We start from the raw sequence: 24,473 nt of genomic DNA, 5'->3' as shown, positions 1-24,473 counted from the left end.
GCGTTCGGTCGCTATCCGGAGAGTTGTCGGTGCTCGTCCTGCAGCTGTGTGACCTCCTCGCGGATCGCGGCCCTCTCGCTGACAGTGAACCGTCTGAGCTGCATCGCCAGCACGGCATTCGCGCCCATATCGGAAACCTGCAACAACGCCTTCACAGCGCTGCGCGCGGCATCCGGATCGGCCGCATCCTCCACGACGCGGACCACGTCCCTTCGCCATTCGAGGGCAGCGTCGACCGCGGTCAGTATGTCGAGGCGTTCCTCGACCGACGAGAGCATCTGCTGTCGACTCGGTGGGTCAACTTGTGACCCCGCCGAGCCCGTCCGAACACCGCCGGGTGACCTGCCGCCCGACCTCCACCGTGAATAGCCCGCGAGCCCCAGCGCAGCGAGCAGAAGTCCCGCGATTGTGGCCGCGGTGCGCGGCCAGTCGACGAACGTCGTCTCGCCGGGGGCGCTCGCGACCGCCGTTCCGTCGTCGCCGATTCGGATGCTAGTGGCTTTGCACGTTCCGCCGACTACTGGGAACGGGCGCGCATTGTTGTCGATGTCGATCCGTCGTAATTGGAATGCGCCGCCACTGTCCGCGGTGGCCTGCGCGAGCGACCGGACGTTGTCGTCGAAACGCATGAAACACGAGCTGTCGACGTCGTCGTAGGTGTAGGCGACTCCGGCAACTATCAGCCCCAGAACGACCACCACCAGCGAAAGTATCCGCTTCATCGTGAGCATTCTCCCAGGTCTGTTTCCATCGCTGCACCCCGTATGCGTGATCGGATGTGTGGCAAGAGAAGTTTGCCGACCTGGTCCGCTGCCATCGGGTTCGTCGTACTCGGCGCGGAGGCCGCAGCGCTGCACTTCGGTGACCAGACCAGCGTCGTCGTCGACGCGCCCTACGAACCCCGGCTTCCCGACGAGGGCAGCGCGTACAGAGCCGATCTGTTCCCGTTCCCGGAGCTACCGTGGCGGAAGCAGCACCGCATGTTCTCCCCGCGCCACCCAATGCGCCCGTGGCTTCTTTTGCGCCGTAGTGCACCAGCAACGCCCGCAGTGGAGTCACAGTTCTCCACCACACCGCCGACTGGACATCGGCCTGCCAGTCAGCTGCTCGATGGAGGTCACGTTCGACAAGAAGGGGGTCACCCCGAGGATCACTGCGGATGCGACGACCACGTCCATAGAACGCGAGACCGTTCGCCCGTCGAGAACCAGCCAGTCCATGTTGTCGACCGCAAACTTGCCGGCAGTCACGCACGCACGCACTGTTGCACACTTCGCGTTGTCAGCGACTTCCTCTGTGCTCGATGGCGGAGCTCCACAACCCTTTCTGCCGCGAAGGGTCAGTCGGCTCGGTCGGCGCTGGCCAGCGCGTCCTGGTATTCGTCGAGGTCGATCTCGTCGGCGGTCACCGTCGTGACGCCGTTGTAGACGTCGCGGTCGATCTCGTCGTCGGCGTTGGCGACGAGCATGGCGACGAAGGTGTCACCGTTGACGTTGAGGAACGTACGGAAGATCCCTGCGAACCAGTCGACGGCGATCAGCAGACCCACTGCGGCGAAGGGGAGTCCGAGCGAGGTGGCCAGGAACATCGCGACGACAGGGAACCCTCCCGGCACCGTGATCGTGCCCATGTTCAGGAGGATCGCCAGCCCCATCCCGAGCGCGATCTGCCCGACACTGAGGTCGATGTCCCCGGCTTGCGCCAGAAACACCACCACGACCATGTAGTTGAGGACGGCGCCGTAGGAGCCCATCGTCAACCCGATCGACAGGGTGAAGTTCGCGACCTTCTGACTGACACCGACCTTCTCGACGGTGTTCCTCAGCACGGTCGGGAAAGTGACGGCCGAACTGGTGGTCGTGATCGCCACTGCGGTCTGCTCGGTCAGCTTGTTGGGCAGCTTCCACGGGTTCAGGCGAGTCCGCACCGTCACGACGAGGACGAACAGTGCGGTCAGGATGAGGACGCCGAGCAACGTCGTGCCCAAGTAGCTCAGCGCCGTGCTCACGACGGAGAATCCGACATCGCCGGCGAGTGCGGCGAGCAGACAGAAGACTCCGACCGGGGCGACGAACATGACCAGCCGGATCATTGTGAGCACGATCTTCTGGATCTGATCGAGCAACGTGAGCACCGTGGTGTCGCCGGTGTTGTTGACGTGGATCCGCAGAGCGATCCCGAATAACAGCGAGAAGATGATGATGGGCACCATCGTCGCCGTCGACATGGCGTCGAAGACGTTGGTCGAGACGAAGTTGAGCACCGTGTCCTGCCAACCCAGCGCCTCCCCGGCCGATGCCTCGAGGCTGGGGTCCAGCTCCTGGGTGAAGACCATGCCGGCACCGGGCCGGATGACACTGGCGAGAACCCACGCGAGGACCGCGGCCACGAACGAGAAGCCGATCATCCACTTGAAGGTGCGGAACGCGATCTTGCCCGTTCCGGTCCCCGTCATCGACCCGGTCGCGACGATGACCGACGCCATCACCAGCGGGACGATCGACATCTGGATGAGCCGAATGAACAAGTCACCGATGAACTTCAGATTGGCGGCCCAGTCCCCGACCACCAATCCGAACGCGATTCCGCCTATCGCGGCGATCCCGATCTGGCCTGCAGGGTGCCTCAAAAATTTCATGGCTCAAGGTAGGTCGGCCGAACTACCCCCGAATGTCAGCTGCATTTCGAGGCCGTTACGGCTTCAGGGCATCGGCAGGTCGTGGTGACGCGGCTGTGAAGGTCGTCTGCATGCGCCTCTCTCAGGTTCCGGAGATGGCGTGCAGACGGTGCCGAGACCGGGCTGCCGCGGCGTCGGCTCGGGCGAGTTGTTGCGCTGCTCGCGTCATGCGCTGCTGCGCACGGAGGAGACGGCGGCGGTCGCGGTGAGCCTGCCGTTGCAGTCGTGTTTCGACGCGACGGTGCTGCGTGGTCATGTACTGGGTCAGTTCGGCGCGGTGAAGTTCGAGGTGCAGCTCGGGCGGAAGATGGTGCATCCTTGTTCCTTTCGTTGCCCCTGTGTCGTGGTCACGGCTCGAACGGGAACCCGTGCGCGAACACCATGACGTGGCTGCTCTCGGCGGGCGCGACCGTTGACTCTGCTCGCGCACGCCACTTCTCGATCACCGACTGGATCTCGCGCGACATCCCCTCGAGCTGCTCCGCGGTCATTTTGAGCACGTAGTCGGTGCTGAAGGCAGACGGCAATCGACGGGGCGGGCGTCGTCGATATGAACAGTGGATGTCAACTGGCTATTCGCTTCCCTTGCTCGGATGGTCCACACGGGCACGTCTGTGCACGTCAGGCGGTCGCGGCGTGGTCGTCCGCGGCGGGCCGAGGGCTCCGGATCGGGACAATCGCGCTTGCGCCCGTCATTACCTCTGTCGATACTGGCGGCCACCGAGAGCACCGCTCTCCATGATGGAGGATCTTGATGCGTTCACGCCCGACACCCGTGCTGCTCGTGACCACAGGACTGCTGTTCGCTCTCTACTCGGCCTTGCGGCCGTACTCCACCGAAATCGGCACTGGAGGTGCCGAGGCCTTCGCATCGCCACTCTGGCTGGCGGCTCACGTCGCTGCAATGGTCGGTTTCACGTGTCTGGTCTTCGTCGCGCGCCAGGCACGAGTCGGCGCACTCGTCGACACGACCATCCTTCTCGGTGTCGCCCTGGTGTTGCCCTATTACGGCGCCGAGACGTTCGCGCTGCACGCGGTGGGACAAGACGCCCTCGACACCGGCCGTGCGGATCTCCTCGAACTCGCCGATCCCATCCGCTACGGCCTGCTCCAGGTCAGTATGTTCGGCGTCGGTCTGATCCTGATCGCGGCCGGCGCCGTAGTGCTGGCAGTGCGCACCGGGGGCGTCGGCGCCGCAGTGTTCGCGGCGGGCTTCGTCCTGTTCCTGCCGCAGTTCTATGCCCCACCCTGGATTCGCGTCGCCCACGGCCTGCTGGTCCTGATCGGCGCCGTATTGTTCGCCCGCAGAACCGCTACCGGCACCGATGCCGGCGCGTCGAGCGGCGACCCGCAGTCGGTTGAGGGTCACGTCAGCGACGCCAGGTAATCGTCCACCGTCGTCGGAGCTCGGGGGTCGTCCTTCGTCGCGGCGACGTCACGCTTCGGTGGCGGCGCCAGCGCCTCGTTCCTGCACAGGTGGCGCGGCCCCATCGGCCCACGTGACCCGCCTGAGAATGCAGCTCGGTGCGGCGGAGATGGTGAGGTTGAACGCCACAAAACTCGGCGTCACCTTGACTCGGTCCCGACACGAGGTCGATTCTGAGCAGATGACGACCACCGGCGAATCGGAGCACCTCGCGGCGGTGCAGGACCGGCTCACCGCCGCCCTGCCCGGGGTGAGCCGACACGACATCGAACAGACCGTGGCGGCGGAGTACGCCCGCTTCGAGGGACGCTCGGTGCGGGACTTCGTGCCGCTGTTCGTCGAGCGCAACGCACGAGAGGCACTGCGCTCCACTGCAGCGCACTGACACACCGTCTTCACAGCAGTGCACGGCCGCCCAGAACGTGGGCGACCGTGCAGGGTGCGGGGGTGTGTCAGCTGAAGAAGCTGAGTCCGTCGAGGAAGTCGCTGCTGCCGCCGAAGATGTCGGACAAGGCGCCGAGGAAGTCGACGAAGCTTGCGAGGTCGGTGATCATGGGAGCTCCCGTGGTCGAGTGGTGGTGGCAGGAATGCCTGTTCATTGGTACTGAGCACTGGTGAACGAATGGTGGATTGTCGGTTACTCCAACGGGATTGCCGCCGTGAACGGTTCCCGTCAGACCGGGGTGATCACCAGCAGGTGAGCCCAGTACGCGGCGGAGTGCTCACCGAGGTAGGGGAGCAAGGTGTCGAAGAGGATGTAGGACATCGGGGGACTCCTGCGATCGGGTCGAGGTGGGTCTGCGGCGAGTGCAGGATGCTCTCTGCGCAGGTAGCCGGAGTGGCGGTGCGGTGAACGGCAGGTGTCGACTCGGCTCATAGTCGGGTGCGATGGCTCGTCGGCCGTGATGATGGTGCGATGAGTACGAGTCAGGCCGAGGGCCTTCGCGGAATGATCGAGTTCGCGCGTCGGTGGTTGCCCTACGGCGGCGGATCCGATGAGGAGATCCTCGTGACGTTCGGTGTCCCCGGATATGAGTTTCACGAGCGGCTCGCGCGTGTCGTCGACAGCGGAGACCCGACGGTGACGCAGGCGTTGACGGCGCCCGAAATTGCGGCGCTGCGCCTGCAGTGCCGCATCCGCTCGCAGCATCGCCACAACGTGCCTGCCTGGCAGTGACCCACTGGTCCTCGACACGTCTCGTCAGTTGCCGCTGCCACGTCGTCGACGACACTCGCCACGACTGAGCCAGGTGGGATGCTTCCGGCCACGACCGGTCGTCACGTAGGACTCGCATTGTGTCCCGTGGTGACGGCTGCTCTCGCGTCCTATGGTCTCCTGACCATGGGTCCGGAATGAGCGGCCGCCGCTGGGCTCGCAGAACTCGGCGAGCGCGGAGGGCCTGAACTCAGCCGTCTCAGAGGAAGTACACATGCATGCCGCGACGGTAGGGGCACACCTGCAAACTTTGCAACGGTTTACCCGTACCAGTCGTTGGTTGCAGCGCGTACGTACACCCGGTCCATGCCAGGGCGTTCATGTCGGAGGAGCTTGACCCGGCTGCGTGGTTGCTGGGACTCACCACGTCCCCAGAGACGTGGGTCGTGGTTGTGCTCGTCGTGGTGACGGTGTTGGCGACTGCTCTCGCGGTGGGGCGTCGTTGGGCGCTCCGTTCATGACTACTTGCAACCAACGGTAGCGATCTGCACGACTCGACTTCGGCACAGCGCGGCCTGCCTACCGTCCGCGTCAACGGTCTTCGACGACCTCGATCGTGTACCCGCCCGGGATCGCCTCGACGACGATGACGTCGTCACCTTCGCCGGTGATGAATGCGGTGAAGATGCGCTCGTTGCCGAACGGCGGCAGACTACCGGTGCCGCTCATCGACAACCACCAGTTCATGTTGGCGCCGCGCTGACGAGGAACGCGCTGGTACACAGCACGTGCATCCTCGACCACTGCCCCCGGATACCGGTCGCGAGCGGCAGCGATCACGGCCGACCGAACAGCATCGAGATCGACGATGTCGTCGTCATCGGTCCACTGGGACGGCCGGAAATCTGTGGGAGCGAACGGCAACCGCAGCAGCGTAGGCGGGGGAGTCGGCGGCGGTGGCGGCCTGTCGGAGAAATCCACTTCCCAGATGAGGGCTCCCTGCTCGACGGTCGGAACGAGTCCGTCATGCTCTGTTCCCCCTTCGGCGTCGAGCCGTACGGCGTCGATGTAGTCGGCCAGCGACTCGTACGCCACGCCGCCCTCGTCGGCGCTGTCGTTGCCGAATAAGCGCACGCACCCCTGTAAAGGTCCACTGCGGGTGTCGACGTAACAGAATCCGCCAGCGCCGTCCTCGGCGATCGGCATGTACTCAGGGAGGAACATGTACGCCGTGTCACCTGCCTCCTGGGTTGCGACCTCCGAAGGCCACTCCTCACCGAGGTCGTCGATGTCGAAGGGGTGCTCGAGCTGGAATTTGTGCCGATACACGATCTCCTCGAACGTGAGCAGGGAATAGTGCGGCAGAACGGTCCCGACGAAGTGCTCGGTGCCCGTGGGCACACGTTGCCCACTGTGGAGCGTGAAGAACTCGCGTAGTTCGTCCGACCACGGTGTGGTTGCCCGTTCCAGCTCCCGACGCTCACCTTCCGAGCGCGGCGGGAGCACCGACTCTGCCGTCGCCGGGTAGCGGTCGCGGAGCAGAGCCATGTAGGAGGACCACACCTCGGTGAGAGTCATGCATGCACCGTAGCCGCGGTGGTACACAACGGATTGCACAATGGTTTCGGCGGGACGCCCATCGCCTGGCCTGATCAGCCCGATCTGTGCTCACCTGCGACGAGAACTGCGGCAACACCATCGCTCGTCATGGAGCATCCTGCCATCGCGGCCTCTACGCTTTCCACCATGAGGAGCTCCAGAGACGACGACGAGCCCGGCCGGCAGCCCGCCGAGCCGGGCCGCCTTGCCGCCGACGAGCTGCGCGGGACCTCGCGGATCCAGATCTTCGATGGTGGGCTCGAGAAATTCGAGAAGCTGGCCCGGGAGTGCGTCGACATCGTCCGCGACCTCGACACCGGGACGTTGGAGTACTGCTTCTTCGTGAACGCCGAGGGCACAGAGGCATTCGTGCATGAGCGCTATCGTGACTCGGCGGCCGGCTTGGAGCACATGCGCAACATCGGCCGAATGATGGAGCCCCTCTCGGAGGTATGCGTCATGACCGGCGAAGTGTGCGGCGAGCCGAACGCAGAGCTTCGCGAGGCACTCACCAATGCCGGCGTGACGATCTACAGCCCATTGACTTCGCGTCTTCGCGGCGTTCCGTGAAACGCCACGCGAGCCGGCCTGCGGTGCCCCCGAGTCATGAAGTGGCACGGCTTCCCGCGCGCACCTGCGTCGATCCTCGCCCGACCCCTGCGCCCGTTCAGCTTTCAGAGGGCCTGTTCGCGGCGGACGGGGCGGGTTCCGTGTACTCGTCGTGACGGCGCATCCAGAATGCGTGTGGCGCCTGCGGCCATCCGTCGGGAACGTCCTCGCCCTCGATCTGGCCGCCGTAGGGCGTGAGCGACAGCAGGCTGTTGACGCTTCCGATGCCCCCGACGACGGTCCCGTTCTGCAGGAAGTACGTGCGGTACACGCTGTCGCCCACTCGGAGGAAGACGTTGAGCGCGAACCACTCCGTCCCCCCGAAGTCGCTCGTGAAGGAGGGCGTCCTGATCGTGTACCAGGGCACGTCGTCCCACCCCATCCGCGCCTTGTACGCCGCGAGCTGCGGCTGCTCCGCGGGTGACGTCATGGCGAAGGTGGCGTCGTGGGCGTGAACGAGTCCGAGGTCCCCGACGCCGTCTGCCCAGGAGGAGCAGCCCGCACATCCGGCATCGGGCCAGCCCGCGACACCCTCCTCGAAGAAAAAGCGGTAGAGGATCAGCTGGCTGCGCCCCTCGAACAGATCCGCCAGCCGGACCACGCCCTCCGGCCCCTCGAACAGGTACTCGTCCTCGACGAGGACCATCGGCATCCGCTTGCGCGCCGCCGCGGTCTCCTCGAGCACGGCTGCCAGACGCTCCTCGTGCGCCCTGAGGGCCGAGACGGAGGACTCCCACTCGGAGGCGGAGACGACGGCAGGCTTCGCGATGCTCATGCCCGCATCGTAGGCACTGCCGACATCCGCGATCCAGCATGAATCTGGTGGGTTCGGTCAGACGGCCTGCCGCGTTCGTTGCTGCGCCAGGAGAGTGCCTCGACCCCGTGGGGTGACGGCGGCGCCCTGTCCAGCGGACGGCGAGGGAGGCGATGCTGTGGTGGACAGACTCGGGAGGCGGTATTTCCCGGAACGCACCGGACGGAGTCCTTCATCGGGGTGGTGAGTGGAAGAACCACTGCTGACCTTCCGGATCGCGGGCGCCCCACTCCCGCACCCCGTACGGCTGGTCGATCGGTTCTTCGATGACCTCGGCGCCCGCGGCGGTGCAGCGCCGATAGTGCTCGTCGACGTCGTCGACCACGATGACCGTCATGCCCGTGGCGGCCCCCAGTCGCGCCGGAGGCTGATAGCCCTCACCACAGGGATGCAGCCAGATGACGTGGTGACCGGCGCGCACCTCCGCATGCACCACGGCGCCGTCGTCGTCGACGTGCACTGGGCCGGCCGACAGACCCAAGACGTGCACCAGATGATCGTGGGCAGCGGCCAGGTCGTCGTAGACCAGCATCGACGTCGTTTCGCGGATCGGTGAATCGAGCATGTTCATCTCCTCGATCGTCGAGAACAATTGTTCTGTGGAAAGGCCCTCCACTTCCTCGAGGGCCGTGGCGATGTCGCTGAGCCGTGCGACCAATCGAGTGGCCACCGACGCGGTCCGTCGAGCATCGACGAGGTGATTGGCGACGGCTTCTTCGAGCTGCCATTGCGACTGGGAGAGCAGGTCGGCTATGCGGTCCAACGGGAACCCCAGACGCCGCAACACGCGGATCCGATACAGACGTTCAGCGTCGGCGGCACTGTAGAGCCTGTGTCCCGACGCGGAACGCTGGGACGGGGTCAGCAACCCGATCTGGTCGTAGTGGTGCAACGCACGCACCGACAGACCGGTCCGCTGCGCCAAGGCACCCACCCTCCACACCTCGCCGGCTTGCTTTCGGAGTGCTTTCTCGCTCACACCAGTGACGCTAGAACCTCACGCCGCGTCAGGAGCAACTCCATCGGTGGGATATGTCGCTCCGGTGCGATGAGTTTGCGAGCGCTGATCGGTCACAACCGACGACACCGAGCGAAGCGAAAGGTTCACGATGCAGATCACGACCACGCTGGCAATCCTGTTCGTCGACGATCACGACACCGCCATCGACTGGTACACGAGACTGTTCGGCCGCACCTTCGATCGACGGCCGATGGACCCCGACGCCGAATGGGACCTCGGTGACGGACGCGGAGTCCAGGTCTATCTCGACCCGGCGCGGGCCGGCGGACACGACGTCGTCCTCGGAGTGCCCGACCTCGACAGCACGTTGTCGGAACTCCGCTCTCGCGGAATCGACGCCGAGAAATTCACGGTGCCTTCAGGGCAGTTCGAGCTGGCCATGCTCACCGACCCCGCCGGCAACAAGGTGATCTTGTCCCGGTCATCGGCCGATACGATGCCTGCGACCGAGCGATATACCTCGCACCGCACTATCGCTGCATCACCGTCGGACGTCTTCGCGTTCTTGGCCGACCCCGACAAACACCGACACACCGAACCGACCGACTGGGTCCGCGGAGCCGTCGACTCTGACCGGATCACCGGTCCTGGACAATCTTTCGCGGTCAACATGTATCTCGACGAAGCGGGCGGAGAGTACGTGATGCACAACGTCGTCACCGCGTTCGAGTGAGACCGCATCATCGCGTGGCTGCCGTGTACGAAGAACTCCTCCGGCGGCCTCGATGCAGGGGGATGGTGGTGGCGTTACGACCTGGCACCGCACGACGACGGAACGCGGGTGACCCTCACCTACGACTGGGCTGATACCCCCGCGGCGACACGAGAGGAGATCGGCGGCCTGCCGGCAGTTCCGCCGACCTTCCTCGACGAATCGCTGGCGTCACTGGACGCCGCCGTCCGGGCCGGCCGGTGACGCCCCCGCTGAGTCTCCTGGATCCGCTCCTCGGCCGGTGGCGAAGTTCAGGCACCGTGCTGGACAGTCACGGGAGACCTGACGGTGAGATATCGGGTACGGACGCGTACTCCGTACTGCCTGGCGGGCAATGGATCACCCACGACGTCGACGTCGTCGTGGGCGCGCAGCACACCCTCGTTCACGAACTCATCGGCGGATCGCACCCCCGACGGGGGTTGGCTCATGTACGCCTTCGACGACTCCGCCGAACCCGGGCTCATGCGGCTGTCGATGCACGACTCCGACCTGCTCTTTCTGGCGGGAGACGGCATTCGTAGCTGGTTCCACATGAGGGCCGGCGCCGACCACATGACAGCCCGGTGGGAACGGTCCGACGGCAACAACTGGACGACGTGGATGGCGATGCGATTCGACAGACTCGAGTGAGACGGAGACGTGACGAGGATGACCGGGCCGGTCGGGCGGCCGCTGAACGTGTCACACGACGGCGGTCGACGGCGCGGGCGTCCGAGATGAACGGAACGCAGGTGTTTCTGGTCGCACGACGGCATGGCTGGGGGATACGAGAGCGGTACCCACTCCATCGCCATCCGGTCTCGGGGTGAGGTCGGGGTGTTCCCGGATGTCCGGGCGAGCGGATCGTTCCTAGTGTTGTTCGTGTGCAGACACCTTCGCCAACCACACGAATGAATGATCGTGCAGCGGTGCCCGATTCGTCGCCACGCAGCCGGGTCACTCGCGCGACGGCGCTGACGGGAACACGGCGATGACCGCGGCACGACGAGTCGTCGCCGCACTCGTGGGTGCCCTGACCCTGCTCGCACTGTCGATCTGCCCGGCGGCCGGTCGAGCGCACGACGAGGAGTCGTTGCAGGGCCTCGTCACTCGGTGGGCCTCGGAGATCGGTGCACCGGGCATGGCCGCACGGATCGTCGACAGCGGCGGTGCACGGTCTGCGGCATTAGTGGGAGTCGACGGGGACGGTCACGACATCGACGGGTCGACCCCGTTCGTCTGGGGGTCGGTGTCGAAGCAGTTCGCGGCAGCGACAGCGAGGGGCCTCGAGTGCGAGGGTGTTCTCGATGCGACCAGCCCTGTCGTCGAGGTGGTCCCGCAGGCTCGCCGCGTGCTCTCCGACCCCGCAGTGACCGTCGACGACCTCGTTCATCACACCAGCGGGCTGCCGCAGGACATCACCGTCACCGACGAGTGGACCCGAAGGGGTTCCGCGACCGACGCCGTCACCGCCCTCGACGCGCCGAAAGGGGCCGGTCCTCGTGGTGAGTTCCGGTACTCGAGTCTGAACTACCTGCTCCTGCAGGCTGTGATCGAGCAGGCCGGAGGGTCCTCCTACGCGGACGCCGTACGCCGTCTCGTGCTCGATCCCGCCGGCAGTGACGCCATCACCGACCCGCAGTTGTTCGTCGACAGTGTTCCGCGGGGACACGTTCCGTTCTTCGGTTCCTCCCGCCCGGTCGACGTCGGCGTCGATTCGGCGGGGTTGGGATACGGCTACCTCGCCGGCTCCATCGATGACCTGGGACGTTATGCGTCGTGGCGACTGCGGGAAGGTCACGACGGCGAAGCCCGGAATCGCGAGGTGCCGACGGGCCAGGGTTCGACCACCTACGGTGACGGCCTGTTCCACGAGAGGATCGATGGCCACGATGTCTGGTGGCATGCGGGTGCGGTGCCCGGCTACTACACCTACGTCTCTCTGATTCCATCCCTGGACACAGCAATCGTGGTGGCGGCGAACCGATACGGTGAGATCGAGGCCGATCGACTCGCGGCCGTCGGCCGGAACCTGACGACGTCGGTGACGGGTGGACGGACGAGCGAGCTTCCCGAGTCCTCGGCGTCCACCGTGCTCGGAGCGCTCGCTGCGATCATCGCGGCGCTGGTGGTCGGCATGGGCGTTCATGCGGTGAGCATCGTCTCGGGGAGGATGTCTCCGCGGACCAGACGAGTCGCGGTCGTTCGCGGGGTCGTCGCACTCGCGGTGGGGACAGCGGCCGTGATCGCCGTCCTGTTCGGAATGTCTGCGTCGACCGGCGCGGGGTTGGCGGTGGCAGGCAGGTGGGCTCCGGATGTGACTCTGCTGGTGTGGATGTTGCTCGGGGCGATCGTTGTTGCCGCCGTGGTCGTAGTGCTGGGGCAGGTCGTCGGGTGTCGACGTGTCCGTGGGGCGTAGTGAGCGACTGTCGCTCTGGCCTGTGGTCTCCACGCCGATGCCGTACCCGCACCCCGTTGCGCGATCCCCCCATTCGGGTGTGCCGAAGGACACACACGCCGCGGTACGGTTGCGTTCAGTGCCTCGGACCGCCGGGTGATCTGCGATCACCCGGCCCTGCGGACGCTGCACATCGCGCACGAGACGGAACCGTCCATCAGCGTGGGTCGTGTCATCTATGCGCCTCATCCCTGCCGCTCGCCGTCACCGTCGCTGACCAGACGCGCCTGACGCGTTGAAACGGAAAGGATTGTCGTGTTCGACATATCGATCGAGAAGAACGTGCCCGCAACCATGCGCGACGGAGTCGTTCTGCGTGCCGACATCTACCGTCCGCAAGGCGCCGGACCGTGCCCCGTGCTACTCCTGCGAGGCCCGTACGGCAAGGACAGCGGAGCGCTGATAGGTCACTTCGACGTTCTCGATTTCGTCGGGAAGGGCATCATCGTGGTGTTCCAGGACACGCGCGGCCGGTTCTCGTCCGACGGGGAGTTCGAACCGTGGACTTTCGAAGCGCGAGACGGATACGACACGGTCGAGTGGGCTGCCCGTCTTCCGGGTGCCGACGGCTCGGTCGGCATGTTCGGCGGCAGCTATCTCGGCAACACTCAGTGGATGGCGGCGATGGAACAACCGCCGTCACTGAAGGCCGTCATGCCGATGACCACATTCTCCGATCCCCACGACGGCCTCTTCTCGCGGGGCGGGGCACTCGAACTGGGGCTCTCCTTACCCTGGTCCCTGACCCAAGGGCTGGACACAGTCAAGCGGAAGCATCAAGGCCGGCTGGATACGTTGGGTGCTGCGATGTCGGCGCTCATCAGCGAGATAGACGATGTCACGCACAAGGGTTACTGGGAGCTGCCCGCCGGGAGCCACCCGGCATTCGTGCGCCACGATGTTCGGGAGTTGGGGTTCGAACACGCGGTTGCTGATCCGGGGTGGGACACCGCCTGCATGGTGTCCGGTCATTACGATTCGGTGCAAGTTCCCTCGCTCAATGTGGGCGGATGGTTCGACATGTTCTGTCAGGGGACCCTGGACAACTTCGTGGGGATGACGACGGCGCAGAAGCCGTCGAACTTGATCATGGGACCGTGGGCCCACACCTCATGGGGACCTCAGATCGGCGACACGAACTTCGGCATCGCGTCGAGTACCGAGTTGCTCGGGTATCGAGGACGATTCGCCGACATCCAGGCGCAGTGGTTCAAGGACCAGCTCCGAACTGACGCGCCGACCGGCGACGAGGGTGGTCTGCCACCGGTTCTCATTTTCGTCATGGGCACCAATGTCTGGAGGGAGGAGCAGGAGTGGCCTCTGGCGCGCACAACTTTCACTCCGCTCTACCTTCGTGGTGGTGGCACCTTGTCCTTCGAGGCCCCGACCGACGTCGAGCCGGCCGACTCGTATGTGTACGACTCCGCTGATCCTGTGCCGACAGTGGGCGGCGCGGCCCAGCTGTCGGGTGAGTTCCGAGCGGGGCAACTGAACCAGGCTCCGGTGGAGGCTCGGGACGACGTTCTCTGCTACACGACAGAGGTGCTGAAGCACGATGTGGAGGTCACTGGTCGCGTCACCGCGACCATCTGCTTCCAGAGCGATGGAGCCGGCACGGACTGGGTGGTGCGGATGTGCGACGTGGACGAAGCAGGCACGTCGAGAAATGTGGTCGACGGAGTGCGCCGCACCTCGGCCCTTCCCGAGGGTCCGATGGAATGCGACGTCGATCTGTGGTCGACCAGTCACGTTTTTCGTGCAGGCCATCGCATCCGTGTGCACGTGACCTCGAGCAGCTTCCCGCGCTGGGATCGCAATCCGGACGACGTCGCGCAAGGACCCAGCTCTCCGGCCCGGATCAGCACCAAAGCCGTTCTGCACGAACCAGGTCGGGAATCCCGTGTCGTCATCCCGCTGATCCCGGGCGCACCGGACGATCTTCTGACGCCGGGGACCTGACCCGTCCGGACGTCCGACGCTCGTCACCCGGTCCGCGAGGGAGGGGAGAAGCGCGTCGCGACGCGGCGGTACGTCTCTCGGCATCCGTACCGACGACGAGTTCGACGGATCCGGGTTCCGGTGGCACGAGATGGTCGGACGTCCGTTGTGGCTCGGTTCGCCGGTCGGCACAATCGTGAGATGCCGACGACGAATGCTTTCTGATGAGGCTCGCCCGCAGCGAGGCCGTCGCGCGTCTGGCCGCCCGCGACCATGGTGTCCTCTGCACGGTCCATGCCACCCGCGGCGTCGATGCAGTGCCCTGTGTCTTCGCTGCCGACGACGGATTCATCGGTGTCCCGGTCGATCGGGTGAAACCGAAGTCGACATTCCGATTGCAGCGTGAGCGCAATCTCGACGCCGATCGGCGCGCGACCTTGCTCGTCGAGCAGTGGGACCGAGATGACTGGTCCCAACTGTGGTGGGTCCGGGCGTCGCTGCGCTGGGAGGCGGATCCCTCTCCCCGTCAGGTCGACGATCTTTCTGCACAGCTGCGACGCCGGTTCTCGCAGTACGTGGGCGAGCCGTTCGCCCGCATTCATGTGTTCCGCATCATCGAGGTCACAGGCTGGGCCGCACGGTGAGTCCGGAAATGTGGTCACACCGGAGCCCGTCATTCACCTCATCGGTGGTCGCGAAGACGGAGATAGGCATCGAGCCGAGCCGCACCGACGAGGAAGTCGTGGCTCCGCGCGGTCAGCCGCGTCTGCCACGCGTCGAGGAATGAACGTAAGGCGTCGACACCTCCGGCTCCGCGCAACGACGTGAGAAAGTCCGCGACCTGACTCAGTCGGTAGTCGCCGCGCCGGAGCTGCCGCGCGATCTCGGCATCCCGGACGGCCTCGGCGTCGTATTCGCGGTATCCGGTCGTCGGGGAGCGCGTGGGTCGCACTATTCCTTCCGCCTCCCAAGCCCGCAGCGTGGCCGGGTGCAGGTCGAGGCGTCGAGCGAGTTCACCGACCGTCATCGGGCGCCCCTCGATCGGCCGCGGTGCTGCCGTCGACAGGTACTCGAGGGCGTCGGCTGTATCGCTGTAGGTGCGACGTTCGGTGTGCAGGGCCGCGTGGCCGGCGTCGATCGTTCGGTAGGCGGAGGCATCGTCACGGGCGTGGACTGCGCGCATGATCTCGACCGCCGGTGTGTATCCGTGTCCGCGGCGCAGTGCGACGAACGCGTCGAGCGCCGCGGCATGCACGAGTGTGTACCGCCGGTAGCCGGAGTCCGACCGAGCTGCCGGAGGTAGGACGCCTGCCTCTTCGTAGTTGCGAATCGCCTGTGTGGACAATCCGTGTGCACGGGCCAGATCGGTAGGTCTCACAATGCCTCGATCGAGGGTTGACAGGGCAATTCCCTGCAGAATTCTGCCGAAGTGCCAATGGGGTGTTCAACGATACCGTCGAACCCATGCCCGCTGAACTGCACAGCGTCGCCCGAGAACTCGGCGACGACCTCGGCCCCGTGGTGGACGCCTTCCTGGCCGAGCGTCCGGCCGTCCTCCTCGGGCTCGGCGAGCCGACGCACGGAATCGCCGCCTTCACGAGCTTGCGCAACGAGATGCTCGTGCATCTCGTCGCACGCGGATTCCGATCGGTGGCCCTCGAGACCGACATCGTCGCCGCATCCATCGTCGACGAGTACGTGGCCGGTGGAACAGCGGATCTCGACGAGGTGCTCGCGACCGGGTTCAGCCACGGGTTCGGCGCCGTTCCGGGCAACCGTGAACTGCTCGAATGGCTACGCGATCACAACGCCGCACAGGCGCCGGCTGATCAGGTCCGGTTCCACGGCTTCGACGCGCCCGTCGAGTACTCGGGCGCGCCGAGCCCCGGCACGTTCTTGCGGTTCGTCGTGGAAGCCCTGCCCCCCGACGTGGGGCTGCCTCCCGGAACAGGGGAACTCGACCAGCTCCTCGGTGACGACGCCGACTGGACCGCCCCCGACGCGATGTACGACGCCGCCGCGTCGATCGGCGGAACCGACAGGGCCCGAATTCTCGGCTCGATCGCGGACGGCCTGGCCGCAGCTTTGCCACCGGACGCGCAGTGGGAGGTGTCTGCGCACGCACGCATCGCGCAGGGACTGCTTCGCTATCACGCGGCGATGGCAAGCAGCGCCCCCGATCGGATCGGGCAGCTGCTCGGTGTACGCGCAGAGATGATGGCCGACAATCTTCGTGACATCGTCGCGCGTGAACGCCGCCACGGGCCGACCCTGGTGTTCGCACACAACTCGCACCTGCATCGCGGCGATTCGGCTTTGCCGGGTGAGGCGAGGTGGGCTGCAGCAGGTGCGCTCCTGGCCCGCGACCTCGGCGACGAGTACGTCGTCATCGCGACCGATGCCAACCCGTCTGCACCCGCCGGGACACTGCAGGCCATGGTGGCCGAGGCCACGGTGCGACGCGCGTTGTACCCGTCCGACGCGCTACGCAGCGCTCTGCCCGGGTCCGTGACCGCAGGTCCGCCGATCGTGCCTGGTCACCTACCACTGTCTCCGGCAGATCTGTCCGGGACCGACGCGGTCGTGTTCATCGCCGACACCGACGGGCACCGCCACCGGTACTGGTGACGGTCGAAACACATCAGAGCCGTTCGAAGCGGTGTGACCGAAGAATGAGCATGGTGCAGTGCCCTCAGCAGGTGCCGCGGTCCCGTGATCTTCTCGATCTCGTCGAGGGCCGCGCGGTGAGCTCATCGGACTAAGCTCGCGTCGTGGTTCGGAAGGAGTTGATGTGGCCCGCGTGACGAGCAGGGATGTAGCGTCCGCTGCGGGGGTGTCGCAGACCACGGTCAGTTTCGTGCTGAACGGCCGTGACGATCAGGGCATCTCGGCCGAGACTCGCGATCACGTGTTGGCGAAGGCGCGCGCGCTGGGGTATGTCCCCTCGGCGGCAGCGCGCAGTCTTCGCACCGGGACGAGCGGGGTGGTGCTCGTGCTGCTGCCGGACATGCCGGTGACGCACGCGATGGAAGAGTTCAAAGTGGAGCTGAGCACGGCGTTGGCCCGATCTGATCTCAGTTGCGTCTATTTCCATCAGTCCGACGAGCGGCAGCGTTCAGACACCGAATTGTGGCAACAGGTGAACCCGGCGGTCGTGGTGGCGTTCGGGCACCTGGACTCTGTGTCGACCGCTGCGCTGGACAGAGCCGGTGTACCGCTGATCGACGACGTGTTCGGATCGAAGAGTGTCGACCACATCGGATTGGACCAGAGCGCCATCTCCACTCTGCAGGTCCGGCATCTCGTGGCGAAAGGCCATCAGCGAATCGCCTACGCCTCTCCCTCGGACTCCAGGGAGGCGCGGTTCTCCGAGCCTCGCCTCGAAGGCGCCCGGCGGGCGTGCGCTGAGGCTGGAGTCGACCTCGTCGCGGTGAGATCGAGTGAGGTTCGGCGCGAGGACGCACGCGAGGCGGTCGACGAGATGATGCGAACCCACACGACAGCTGTCGCTGCGTACAACGACTTGATCGCTTTGTCGATCATCGATTCGTGCAGGGAGCGATCCCTCGCAGTCCCGACAGATCTCGCCGTCATCGGTGTGGACGATCTGGCGGTGTCGTCGTTGGTCCAGCCCCGGTTGACGACCGTCGCGTTCGGCCTGGGGGCCTATGCAGCGCATCTGGCGTCCACCATAGTGACCCGTCTGCCGTTCGTGCGGTCCGTCGATACTCATGACACAGGTCGGCCCGCCGAGCTTCTCTCCGTGATCGAGCGTCAATCCACCTGAGGCGGAACGCCGGTGTGACTTTTTCGAACCATCACCGTCCGCTCGTCCGCAGACACGCGCCCACTTCGGACACGAGGGCATTAGCCCTCTCGTCCGGAATGCCCCCCATTTGATTGGGCGTGTAGGCGAAGGCCACACCGTGGGCGTGATCAGCAAATGCCAGGGCTCCGCCGGCTCCGTCGTGCCCGAAGCTCGAGGTTCCCAGCATCGGCCGCACCGGGCCGGTCACCTGAAAGCCGAGACCCCACCGATTGTCGACTCCCGGCAGTCCGAAGAATCCGTCACCTCGACTTCGAACTCTGGTCGCATCCTCGCGCAGCTCCCGGGACAGGAACGGCCCACGGCCATCCATGTCGCCGATCGCGGCTGCATAAAATTTGGCGAGTGATCGTGCGGTGGTGGTGCAGTTGGCCGCCGGCAGCTCGCGTACGAGTACGTCGGGGTCGTTCAGCGAGCACTCCATCTCGATACCGGGTACCGGGATCTGTAGTGCACCGTTCATCGTCACGGCGCGCAGGACCCTGTCGTCACGTTCGACGTGTGACCGGATCATGTCGAGCGTGGCCGATTCGGTCCACGCGTCGGGTGGCGCGATGACAGTGGCGACCCTGTCGAGTTCCGACGGGGGAAGCCCGATCCACGTGTCGAGTCCGTATGCCGAGGCCGCGGTAGCGTGGAGGAACTGTCCTGCACTCTGGGCGGTGACCCGTCGAATCACTTCTCCGATAAGACTTCCGAATGTGACAGCGTGGTAGGCGTGGTCCGTTCCCGGTTCCCACAGAGGTGCCTGTGTTTCCAGGGTCGCCACGATCGCGTCGCCGGTCAGGAGTTCGTCGAGTGACGGTGTCGTCTCGACGAGGGGAAGCCCTGCTCGGTGCGCGAGGACCTGTTCGATGGTGACGTCCTCTTTTCCGGATGCCGCGAACTCGGGCCAGTGATCACTGACGCGGTCGCTGATGCTCACGCGCCCGTCCTCGACGAGCATCAGCAGGCAGAGAGTGAGAACTCCTTTGCTGCAGGAGAACACAGGAACAAGAGTGTCGTGTGTCCATGCCCGTCCGGTGGTGGGATCGGCTGTGCCGCCCCAGAGGTCGAGCTTCTTCTCGCCGTCGATGTAGACACACAGTGCGGCACCGATGTCAGCGCCTGAGGCGACGCTGTCGGCGAACAGGTCAGCGACAGAACGCAGCATCGGGTCGCACTCACCTTGCAGCGGACTTCTCGCGGTCACATCGAGTGGCATGGAAGACTCAGTTCTTCTCTCGTCGGGGGCAGGTCAGCGCAAGGACCGGATACGAAACACCACGATGCCGGACAACACGGCGCACAGTGCACTGAAGACGTACAGGGCCGAATAACCCAGCGTGAGTATGAGGCCGCCGGCGATGACCGAGGACAGTATCTGGGGAAGTCCGGTCGCAACAGCGAGAATGCCGAAGTCGCGGCCCTCGTTGTCCCTGTCCGGCAGTACGAGTGACATCAAGGCGAGATCGACTGCGAAGTAGATGCCGATGAATGCACCTGAGAGAACCGAGTAGACGAGCATTCCGATCCACGTCGGACTGAGGATGGGAACGAGCAGAGACACGCCCATGCCCACTGCGCTCGTACCCACGAACATCTTGCGCCGATCGAGTTTGTCCGCGAGCCAGCCCGCAACGCCGGCCACGACCACCCAGGTCACCGTCGACACCGTGGACAGCGTCGCCACTGCGACCGCGACATCACCGCCGGGGAGTTTGTCCTTCCCGATGTAGTCCTGCATCGTGTAGAACAGGTAGCCGCTCACCGTGAAGTAGGCCAGGAACAGAAAGAATCGGCTGACGAAAGCACGTCGGAAATCCGCGGTGGAGAAGGCTGAGAAGAACGAGCGCGCGAACGCTGTCGGGGATCGACGACTCTCGGCCTTCTCTCGGGGTGGTAGCGACAACGACGAGGGCTCCCTCGATCCGAGGACCAACAGGACGGTGAATCCCGCGAATGCCGTGGCCAATACGAGATAGCTCAGGATCGGCGACACCCGGCTCGCGAGATTGACCCCCACCAGGATGCCCACGGGGGTACCCAGGCCGATCACCGAGGACGCCAGGCCTCGGCGTTCCACGGGAATGCGATCGGGCAGGATCGCCGCTATCGCGCCTTGATGGAAACTTGTGACATAGAGCAGGGCGAACACGACGAAGCCCATGACGATCAGGTTGTCCGTCACGGCCAGTGCGATCAGCAACACGGCCGTGAGCACGGACATCACGACCATCCACGGTGTGCGTCGGCCGAACCGTGACCGCGTCCGGTCCGACACCGCGCCCCCCATCGGCAGGGCGATCAAGGATCCGACAGCGGCGATCGTCGTGATCAGAGCGAGGTTGCCTACTTTCGAAGCAGGATCGATCGCCTCGATCTGTGCTGGCAGGAGTATCTGTCCGATGCCGTTGTAGACCGCGTACATCGCCGTGGTCGCAGGGAACAGCAGCGCCAGCAAGCGGCCGAGCCCGGCATGAGTTCGGGCGTCCGGTGCAAGCGGCTGTGCCGCGTGTGCGGTGCCGAGTTCGGATTGCGTCACGGGATCCTCCAGGTGGCATCACGACTAATTCGTATTAGCTGGAAGGTAGACCATCGCAGATGTGATGCGCAATACATGTCCGACTCCACGGGGCTCGAACGGTCAGAGGGCCGACCCCTCACGGATGTACTCCTCCGCGAACGGGCTCGAGGCGGCGGTGGACGTGGATCCACCGCGCTCCTGCCAGAAGCGCGAGCAGCTACCGCTGAGCACGGCGGGAAGTGCGAGCGCATCGCCGATCTGCCACGGGTGCCGCCCCCCCCATTCGGGGGTGGTACGAGTATGACCCGGGTCATACTGTCGAAACTTCGGGACAGGATCGGAAGGACAGGCCGGCGGTGAGATCGCATTCGATGACGACGGAGGTGAGTGTGGCCAGCGACCAACGACCCCATGGAGAGTTGCTACGCCCTCGCGACGACGACGTTCTGCGTTCGGAGCTTCGTTCGATCGCGCACGCGTGGTCGTCCCCCGTCACTCTCTTCGGAGGCTCCGTGTCGAGCGGGACGTTGGTGATATCCGAGATGCTGGGCACACGGACCGCGGCACTGAAGAACTTGACCATCTCACCCCGGTCCGGCCTCGGTGGACGGGCCATGAACCGGTGCGCCCCTCAATGGGTGGACGATTATCACTCCTCGTCGACGATCAGCCACGAGTACGACAGGCCGGTCCTGGTGGAGGGGCTGCGTTCCGTCATCGCCGTGCCGATCGTCGTCGGGGGCACGTCGCGTGCCGTCCTCTATGCGGGACTGCGCGAAGCATCGGCGATCGGTGGTCGGACGTGCGATCTCCTCGTCGACGCGGGCAAACGAATCGGTGCAGAAATCGTCCTTCGAGACGAGGTCGATCGCCGGATCCGACTCCTCGACTCTCTCGGCAGACACGTGCCCCGTGATCAGTCGATGGCCGAAGGCATTCGAGAGATATACGGAGAGCTGCGCCCGCTGATCCATTCCGTGCCTGACGGTGCGCTGCGAAGCAGCCTGCTGGAGATGACCGAACGATTGGCCGAGCTCACTCGTCCGGGCAACGCAGATTCACGGGTGATCCTGTCTTCCCGCGAAGTCGATGTGCTTGCCTGTGTTGCCCTGGGCTGTAGCAACAGTGATGTCGCGCAACGGCTGTCGATCAAAACGGAAACCGTGAAGAGTTATCTACGCACCGCGATGGGGAAACTCGATGCGCACTCCCGGCACGAAGCGGTCGTGCAGGCGCGCAAACGTGGCTTGCTGCCGTGAAAGTTTGTCGCCGCGTCGGCGGCACCCCAATGCGGGGGTAGTGGGGCGTGGCGGAACCTGCGTAGCTTTGCGCTCACTTCGACAAGGCCAGTGCGGCCCCGACGGTGGGAGAACGATGACGAGTGTGCCGGGTGGGCCTCCTGAGGGGAGTGCCGTCGCGGATGACGGGTCGAGCGCCAGCTGGTGTGTCGGCAGCTCCGACACACCACTTCTCGACACCACCATCGGTGCCGATCTCGACGCCACCACTGAACGATTCGGCGAGCGTGACGCGCTGGTGGAATCGGCTACCGGCCGACGGTGGAACTACACGGAATTTCACCGAGAGGTCGTCACGCTGGCGGCGGCATTCCTGGCGCGCGGCGTCACCGCCGGGGACCGGGTGGCCATCTGGGCACCGAATTGCGCCGAATGGACGATGGTGCAGTACGCGACGGCCAAGATCGGCGCCATCCTCGTGAACGTCAATCCTGCGTATCGGTCGCACGAGCTGCGGTACCTGTTGCAACAGTCGGGATCTCGATTGCTCATCACGGTTCCGAAGTTCAAGTCCTCGGACTACGCCGCGATGATCGAGGAAGTCGTGGCGGACTGCCCGTTGTTGGCAAGCTCCATCTTCATCGGCACCGACAGCTGGACCGCTCTCCTCGCCGACGCGCGACTGGTCGACAGGTCAGCTGTTGCTGCGGCCCAGAATCTGACGCGAGCCGACGACCCCATCAATATTCAGTACACATCCGGTACGACGGGGTCACCGAAGGGTGCGACACTCAGTCATCGGAACATTCTCAACAATGGGTTTTTCGTGGGGGAGCTCCTCGGCTACACCGAAGCCGATCGCGTCTGCATTCCCGTGCCGTTCTATCACTGCTTCGGCATGGTGATCGGCAACCTCGCGTGTACGACCCACGGATCCGCGATGGTCATTCCGGGGCCGTCGTTCGAACCGGTCGAGACGCTCCGTGCCGTGGAAGAAGCGCGCTGCACCTCGCTCTACGGGGTTCCCACGATGTTCATCGCCGAACTCGAACATCCCGACTTCGATTCGTTCGACCTGAGCAGCCTTCGTACCGGCGTGATGGCAGGATCCCCCTGCCCGGTCGACGTGATGAAGCAGGTCCTCGACCGCATGGGGATGACAGAGGTCGGCATCTGTTACGGAATGACCGAGACGTCACCGGTGTCCCTGCAGACCAGACCCGACGATTCCGTCGAGAAGCGCGTGTCGACGGTGGGACGTGTCGGACCGCACCTCGAGGTCAAGATCATCGACACCGTGACCGGAGAGGTCGTTCGTCGCGGTGCGCCGGGAGAACTGTGCACGCGCGGGTACTCGGTGATGCTGGGTTACTGGCAGTCCCCGGAGATGACACGAGATGCCATCGACGGCGAAGGGTGGATGCACACCGGCGATCTGGCGGTGATGGATGGCGACGGCTACGTCGTGATCACGGGGCGTATCAAGGACATGGTGATCCGAGGCGGGGAGAACATCTATCCGCGCGAGGTCGAGGAGTTTCTGTTCTCGCACCCGGACATCATCGACGCTCAGGTCATCGGAGTGCCGGACGAGAAGTACGGCGAGGAGTTGGTCGCGTGCCTGCGGCTGCGCACGGGGGCCCGGGATCTCACTGCCGACGAGGTTCGTGAGTTCTGTCGAGGCAAGCTGGCGCATTACAAGGTGCCACGCTATGTGCATGTGATGGACAGCTTTCCGATGACCGTCACCGGCAAGGTTCGCAAGATCGAGCTTCGCGAGCAGGTGAGGATGCACTCGGCCGGTCGGCGGGGGTGACCGCTCAGTCGCCGTGTACCGCCCGCGCTGCCGACCTCCCGAATATCGGCAGGGCGGGCCGGAGACGAAGCAGAAGTAGAAGTAGAAGTATCCGATCCGGTCGAGGTGGTGTGACCGAAGAATGAGCATGGTGCAGTGTTCTCATCAGGTGCCGCGGTCCTGCGATCTTCTCGATCTCGTCGAGGGTCGGCCGGCGATCGACATCGCCGCTGACGTGGACGATCCGAACTCGGTCGCATCCGTCGTCCGCCGACGCGGTTTTCTGGTGTGGTTGATCGATGATCGGGACACGGTGGTGGTGCGGTCGGCGGCCACCCTGTCCAGTGCGGTGGAGGTGGCTCGTGCTTACCGCGCCGCCTGGGGTGGGAAGGTGCGGTTCATCGAGGGGCCGGACGGTGAGCTCGTCGACCGGGCCGAGTGGGAGCAACTCGTGGAGTCGTCGGCGCCGTTGCCGTACGTGTACACCGTCGAGTTGCGGTCACCGCGTTCGAACGGGATCAGCGAGGTGGTCTCCGCGCTGTGGACGAGCACCGATCTGTCCGAAGCGTTGCAGTGGCGCAGCCTTCTCCCGGACGATCTGCGTTCCCGCGCCCTGGTGGTCAGTAACGCCCCGGACGGGCACTACCCGAATCTGTCGCGACCGCGATCACGTGACGCCGATGGTCGACATCCGACGGCGTGATGCGCGGCGGGTG

At 65.1% G+C, this 24,473-nt stretch carries 27 protein-coding genes; 15 read left to right on the top strand and 12 right to left on the bottom strand.

What is annotated here, in order from left to right:
* Positions 1-11: 11 nt before the first annotated feature.
* The 5 genes from JOE30_RS18990 to JOE30_RS18970 form a co-directional block, all read right to left on the bottom strand.
* Positions 12-722 (bottom strand): DNA gyrase subunit A, encoded by a 711-nt coding sequence (locus tag JOE30_RS18990; protein ID WP_204868558.1) that lies wholly within the window; start codon positions 720-722, stop codon positions 12-14.
* Between the two features lie 333 nt (positions 723-1,055).
* Positions 1,056-1,250 (bottom strand): hypothetical protein, encoded by a 195-nt coding sequence (locus tag JOE30_RS18985; RefSeq protein ID WP_204868557.1) that lies wholly within the window; start codon positions 1,248-1,250, stop codon positions 1,056-1,058.
* An 89-nt stretch (positions 1,251-1,339) separates the two neighbouring features.
* Positions 1,340-2,638, bottom strand: a complete 1,299-nt coding sequence (locus tag JOE30_RS18980) for a dicarboxylate/amino acid:cation symporter (protein ID WP_204868556.1) — start codon at positions 2,636-2,638, stop codon at positions 1,340-1,342.
* 121 nt (positions 2,639-2,759) lie between these two features.
* Positions 2,760-2,993, bottom strand: a complete 234-nt coding sequence (locus tag JOE30_RS18975; protein WP_204868555.1) for a hypothetical protein — start codon at positions 2,991-2,993, stop codon at positions 2,760-2,762.
* Between the two features lie 31 nt (positions 2,994-3,024).
* Entirely contained in the window at positions 3,025-3,168 is a 144-nt protein-coding gene (locus tag JOE30_RS18970; RefSeq protein ID WP_204868554.1) for a hypothetical protein, read from the bottom strand.
* A 263-nt stretch (positions 3,169-3,431) separates the two neighbouring features.
* On the opposite strand from JOE30_RS18970, the gene JOE30_RS18965 reads away from it, so the two are divergent.
* The 3 genes from JOE30_RS18965 to JOE30_RS18955 all read left to right on the top strand — a co-directional run bounded on the left by JOE30_RS18965 (position 3,432) and on the right by JOE30_RS18955 (position 5,280).
* The gene (locus JOE30_RS18965) at positions 3,432-4,064 is read left to right on the top strand and encodes a hypothetical protein (protein WP_204868553.1); all 633 of its coding nucleotides are present in this window, start codon (positions 3,432-3,434) and stop codon (positions 4,062-4,064) included.
* Between the two features lie 220 nt (positions 4,065-4,284).
* The gene (locus tag JOE30_RS18960) at positions 4,285-4,488 is read left to right on the top strand and encodes a three-helix bundle dimerization domain-containing protein (RefSeq protein WP_204870859.1); all 204 of its coding nucleotides are present in this window, start codon (positions 4,285-4,287) and stop codon (positions 4,486-4,488) included.
* Between the two features lie 531 nt (positions 4,489-5,019).
* On the top strand, positions 5,020-5,280 hold the full coding sequence (locus JOE30_RS18955; protein ID WP_204868552.1) for a DUF3263 domain-containing protein: 261 nt from the start codon (positions 5,020-5,022) through the stop codon (positions 5,278-5,280).
* Positions 5,281-5,850: 570 nt separating this feature from the next.
* On the opposite strand, the gene JOE30_RS18950 is transcribed toward JOE30_RS18955, so the two are convergent.
* Positions 5,851-6,837 carry an SMI1/KNR4 family protein gene (locus tag JOE30_RS18950; RefSeq protein WP_204868551.1) on the bottom strand — a complete coding sequence of 329 codons (987 nt, stop codon included), beginning with the start codon at positions 6,835-6,837 and terminating at the stop codon, positions 5,851-5,853.
* A 129-nt stretch (positions 6,838-6,966) separates the two neighbouring features.
* On the opposite strand from JOE30_RS18950, the gene JOE30_RS18945 reads away from it, so the two are divergent.
* Entirely contained in the window at positions 6,967-7,428 is a 462-nt protein-coding gene (locus JOE30_RS18945) for an antibiotic biosynthesis monooxygenase (protein WP_204868550.1), read from the top strand.
* A 97-nt stretch (positions 7,429-7,525) separates the two neighbouring features.
* Here the strand turns inward: JOE30_RS18945 and JOE30_RS18940 are convergent, their stop codons facing one another.
* Both JOE30_RS18940 and JOE30_RS18935 read right to left on the bottom strand, forming a co-directional pair.
* Positions 7,526-8,242: a DUF899 family protein gene (locus JOE30_RS18940; RefSeq protein ID WP_204868549.1), complete on the bottom strand. Its 717-nt coding sequence runs from the start codon at positions 8,240-8,242 to the stop codon at positions 7,526-7,528.
* Positions 8,243-8,453: 211 nt separating this feature from the next.
* On the bottom strand, positions 8,454-9,260 hold the full coding sequence (locus JOE30_RS18935; protein WP_204868548.1) for a MerR family transcriptional regulator: 807 nt from the start codon (positions 9,258-9,260) through the stop codon (positions 8,454-8,456).
* Between the two features lie 130 nt (positions 9,261-9,390).
* Between JOE30_RS18935 and JOE30_RS21845 the strand changes: the two genes are divergently transcribed.
* Both JOE30_RS21845 and JOE30_RS21840 read left to right on the top strand, forming a co-directional pair.
* Positions 9,391-9,975 (top strand): VOC family protein, encoded by a 585-nt coding sequence (locus JOE30_RS21845; protein WP_371831688.1) that lies wholly within the window; start codon positions 9,391-9,393, stop codon positions 9,973-9,975.
* Positions 9,976-10,083: 108 nt separating this feature from the next.
* On the top strand, positions 10,084-10,218 hold the full coding sequence (locus JOE30_RS21840) for a hypothetical protein (RefSeq protein WP_371831687.1): 135 nt from the start codon (positions 10,084-10,086) through the stop codon (positions 10,216-10,218).
* Positions 10,219-10,265: 47 nt separating this feature from the next.
* Here JOE30_RS21840 and JOE30_RS18925 read toward each other — a convergent pair whose 3' ends face one another.
* Entirely contained in the window at positions 10,266-10,445 is a 180-nt protein-coding gene (locus JOE30_RS18925; protein ID WP_204868547.1) for a hypothetical protein, read from the bottom strand.
* Here JOE30_RS18925 and JOE30_RS18920 point away from each other — a divergent pair.
* The 4 genes from JOE30_RS18920 to JOE30_RS18905 all read left to right on the top strand — a co-directional run bounded on the left by JOE30_RS18920 (position 10,444) and on the right by JOE30_RS18905 (position 15,036).
* Positions 10,444-10,647 (top strand): hypothetical protein, encoded by a 204-nt coding sequence (locus JOE30_RS18920; protein ID WP_204868546.1) that lies wholly within the window; start codon positions 10,444-10,446, stop codon positions 10,645-10,647. The two genes, JOE30_RS18925 and JOE30_RS18920, sit on opposite strands and share 2 nt — an antisense overlap.
* Before the next feature lie 340 nt (positions 10,648-10,987).
* Positions 10,988-12,415 carry a serine hydrolase gene (locus tag JOE30_RS18915; RefSeq protein ID WP_204868545.1) on the top strand — a complete coding sequence of 476 codons (1,428 nt, stop codon included), beginning with the start codon at positions 10,988-10,990 and terminating at the stop codon, positions 12,413-12,415.
* Between the two features lie 294 nt (positions 12,416-12,709).
* Positions 12,710-14,413 carry a CocE/NonD family hydrolase gene (locus JOE30_RS18910; RefSeq protein ID WP_204868544.1) on the top strand — a complete coding sequence of 568 codons (1,704 nt, stop codon included), beginning with the start codon at positions 12,710-12,712 and terminating at the stop codon, positions 14,411-14,413.
* A gap of 203 nt (positions 14,414-14,616) precedes the next feature.
* Positions 14,617-15,036 carry a pyridoxamine 5'-phosphate oxidase family protein gene (locus JOE30_RS18905; RefSeq protein ID WP_204868543.1) on the top strand — a complete coding sequence of 140 codons (420 nt, stop codon included), beginning with the start codon at positions 14,617-14,619 and terminating at the stop codon, positions 15,034-15,036.
* Between the two features lie 38 nt (positions 15,037-15,074).
* Here JOE30_RS18905 and JOE30_RS18900 read toward each other — a convergent pair whose 3' ends face one another.
* A complete protein-coding gene (locus JOE30_RS18900; protein WP_204868542.1) occupies positions 15,075-15,770 on the bottom strand; it encodes a MerR family transcriptional regulator in 696 nt (231 codons plus the stop codon).
* A gap of 86 nt (positions 15,771-15,856) precedes the next feature.
* Here JOE30_RS18900 and JOE30_RS18895 point away from each other — a divergent pair, with 86 nt between their 5' ends.
* Positions 15,857-17,020, top strand: a complete 1,164-nt coding sequence (locus tag JOE30_RS18895; RefSeq protein ID WP_204868541.1) for an erythromycin esterase family protein — start codon at positions 15,857-15,859, stop codon at positions 17,018-17,020.
* A 172-nt stretch (positions 17,021-17,192) separates the two neighbouring features.
* Positions 17,193-18,179 carry a LacI family DNA-binding transcriptional regulator gene (locus tag JOE30_RS18890; RefSeq protein ID WP_204868540.1) on the top strand — a complete coding sequence of 329 codons (987 nt, stop codon included), beginning with the start codon at positions 17,193-17,195 and terminating at the stop codon, positions 18,177-18,179.
* 31 nt (positions 18,180-18,210) lie between these two features.
* On the opposite strand, the gene JOE30_RS18885 is transcribed toward JOE30_RS18890, so the two are convergent.
* Both JOE30_RS18885 and JOE30_RS18880 read right to left on the bottom strand, forming a co-directional pair.
* Complete coding sequence (locus tag JOE30_RS18885; protein ID WP_204868539.1) at positions 18,211-19,371, bottom strand: serine hydrolase domain-containing protein; 1,161 nt, start codon at positions 19,369-19,371, stop codon at positions 18,211-18,213.
* 84 nt (positions 19,372-19,455) lie between these two features.
* Positions 19,456-20,742: an MFS transporter gene (locus JOE30_RS18880; RefSeq protein WP_204868538.1), complete on the bottom strand. Its 1,287-nt coding sequence runs from the start codon at positions 20,740-20,742 to the stop codon at positions 19,456-19,458.
* Between the two features lie 353 nt (positions 20,743-21,095).
* Here JOE30_RS18880 and JOE30_RS18875 point away from each other — a divergent pair, with 353 nt between their 5' ends.
* From JOE30_RS18875 to JOE30_RS18865, 3 genes are all read left to right on the top strand, one after another.
* Positions 21,096-21,983, top strand: a complete 888-nt coding sequence (locus tag JOE30_RS18875) for a LuxR C-terminal-related transcriptional regulator (RefSeq protein WP_204868536.1) — start codon at positions 21,096-21,098, stop codon at positions 21,981-21,983.
* A gap of 115 nt (positions 21,984-22,098) precedes the next feature.
* A complete protein-coding gene (locus tag JOE30_RS18870) occupies positions 22,099-23,778 on the top strand; it encodes an AMP-binding protein (RefSeq protein ID WP_204868535.1) in 1,680 nt (559 codons plus the stop codon).
* 121 nt (positions 23,779-23,899) lie between these two features.
* Positions 23,900-24,460, top strand: a complete 561-nt coding sequence (locus JOE30_RS18865) for a hypothetical protein (RefSeq protein WP_204868534.1) — start codon at positions 23,900-23,902, stop codon at positions 24,458-24,460.
* The last annotated feature ends 13 nt before the right edge of the window (positions 24,461-24,473 follow it).

Origin of the sequence: Rhodococcus sp. PvP016 (assembly GCF_017832185.1) — a bacterium.
GTDB lineage: Bacteria > Actinomycetota > Actinomycetes > Mycobacteriales > Mycobacteriaceae > Rhodococcoides.
The sequence above is the reverse complement of the archived record's forward strand: the minus strand, read 5'-3'. Positions and strand labels throughout refer to the sequence as shown.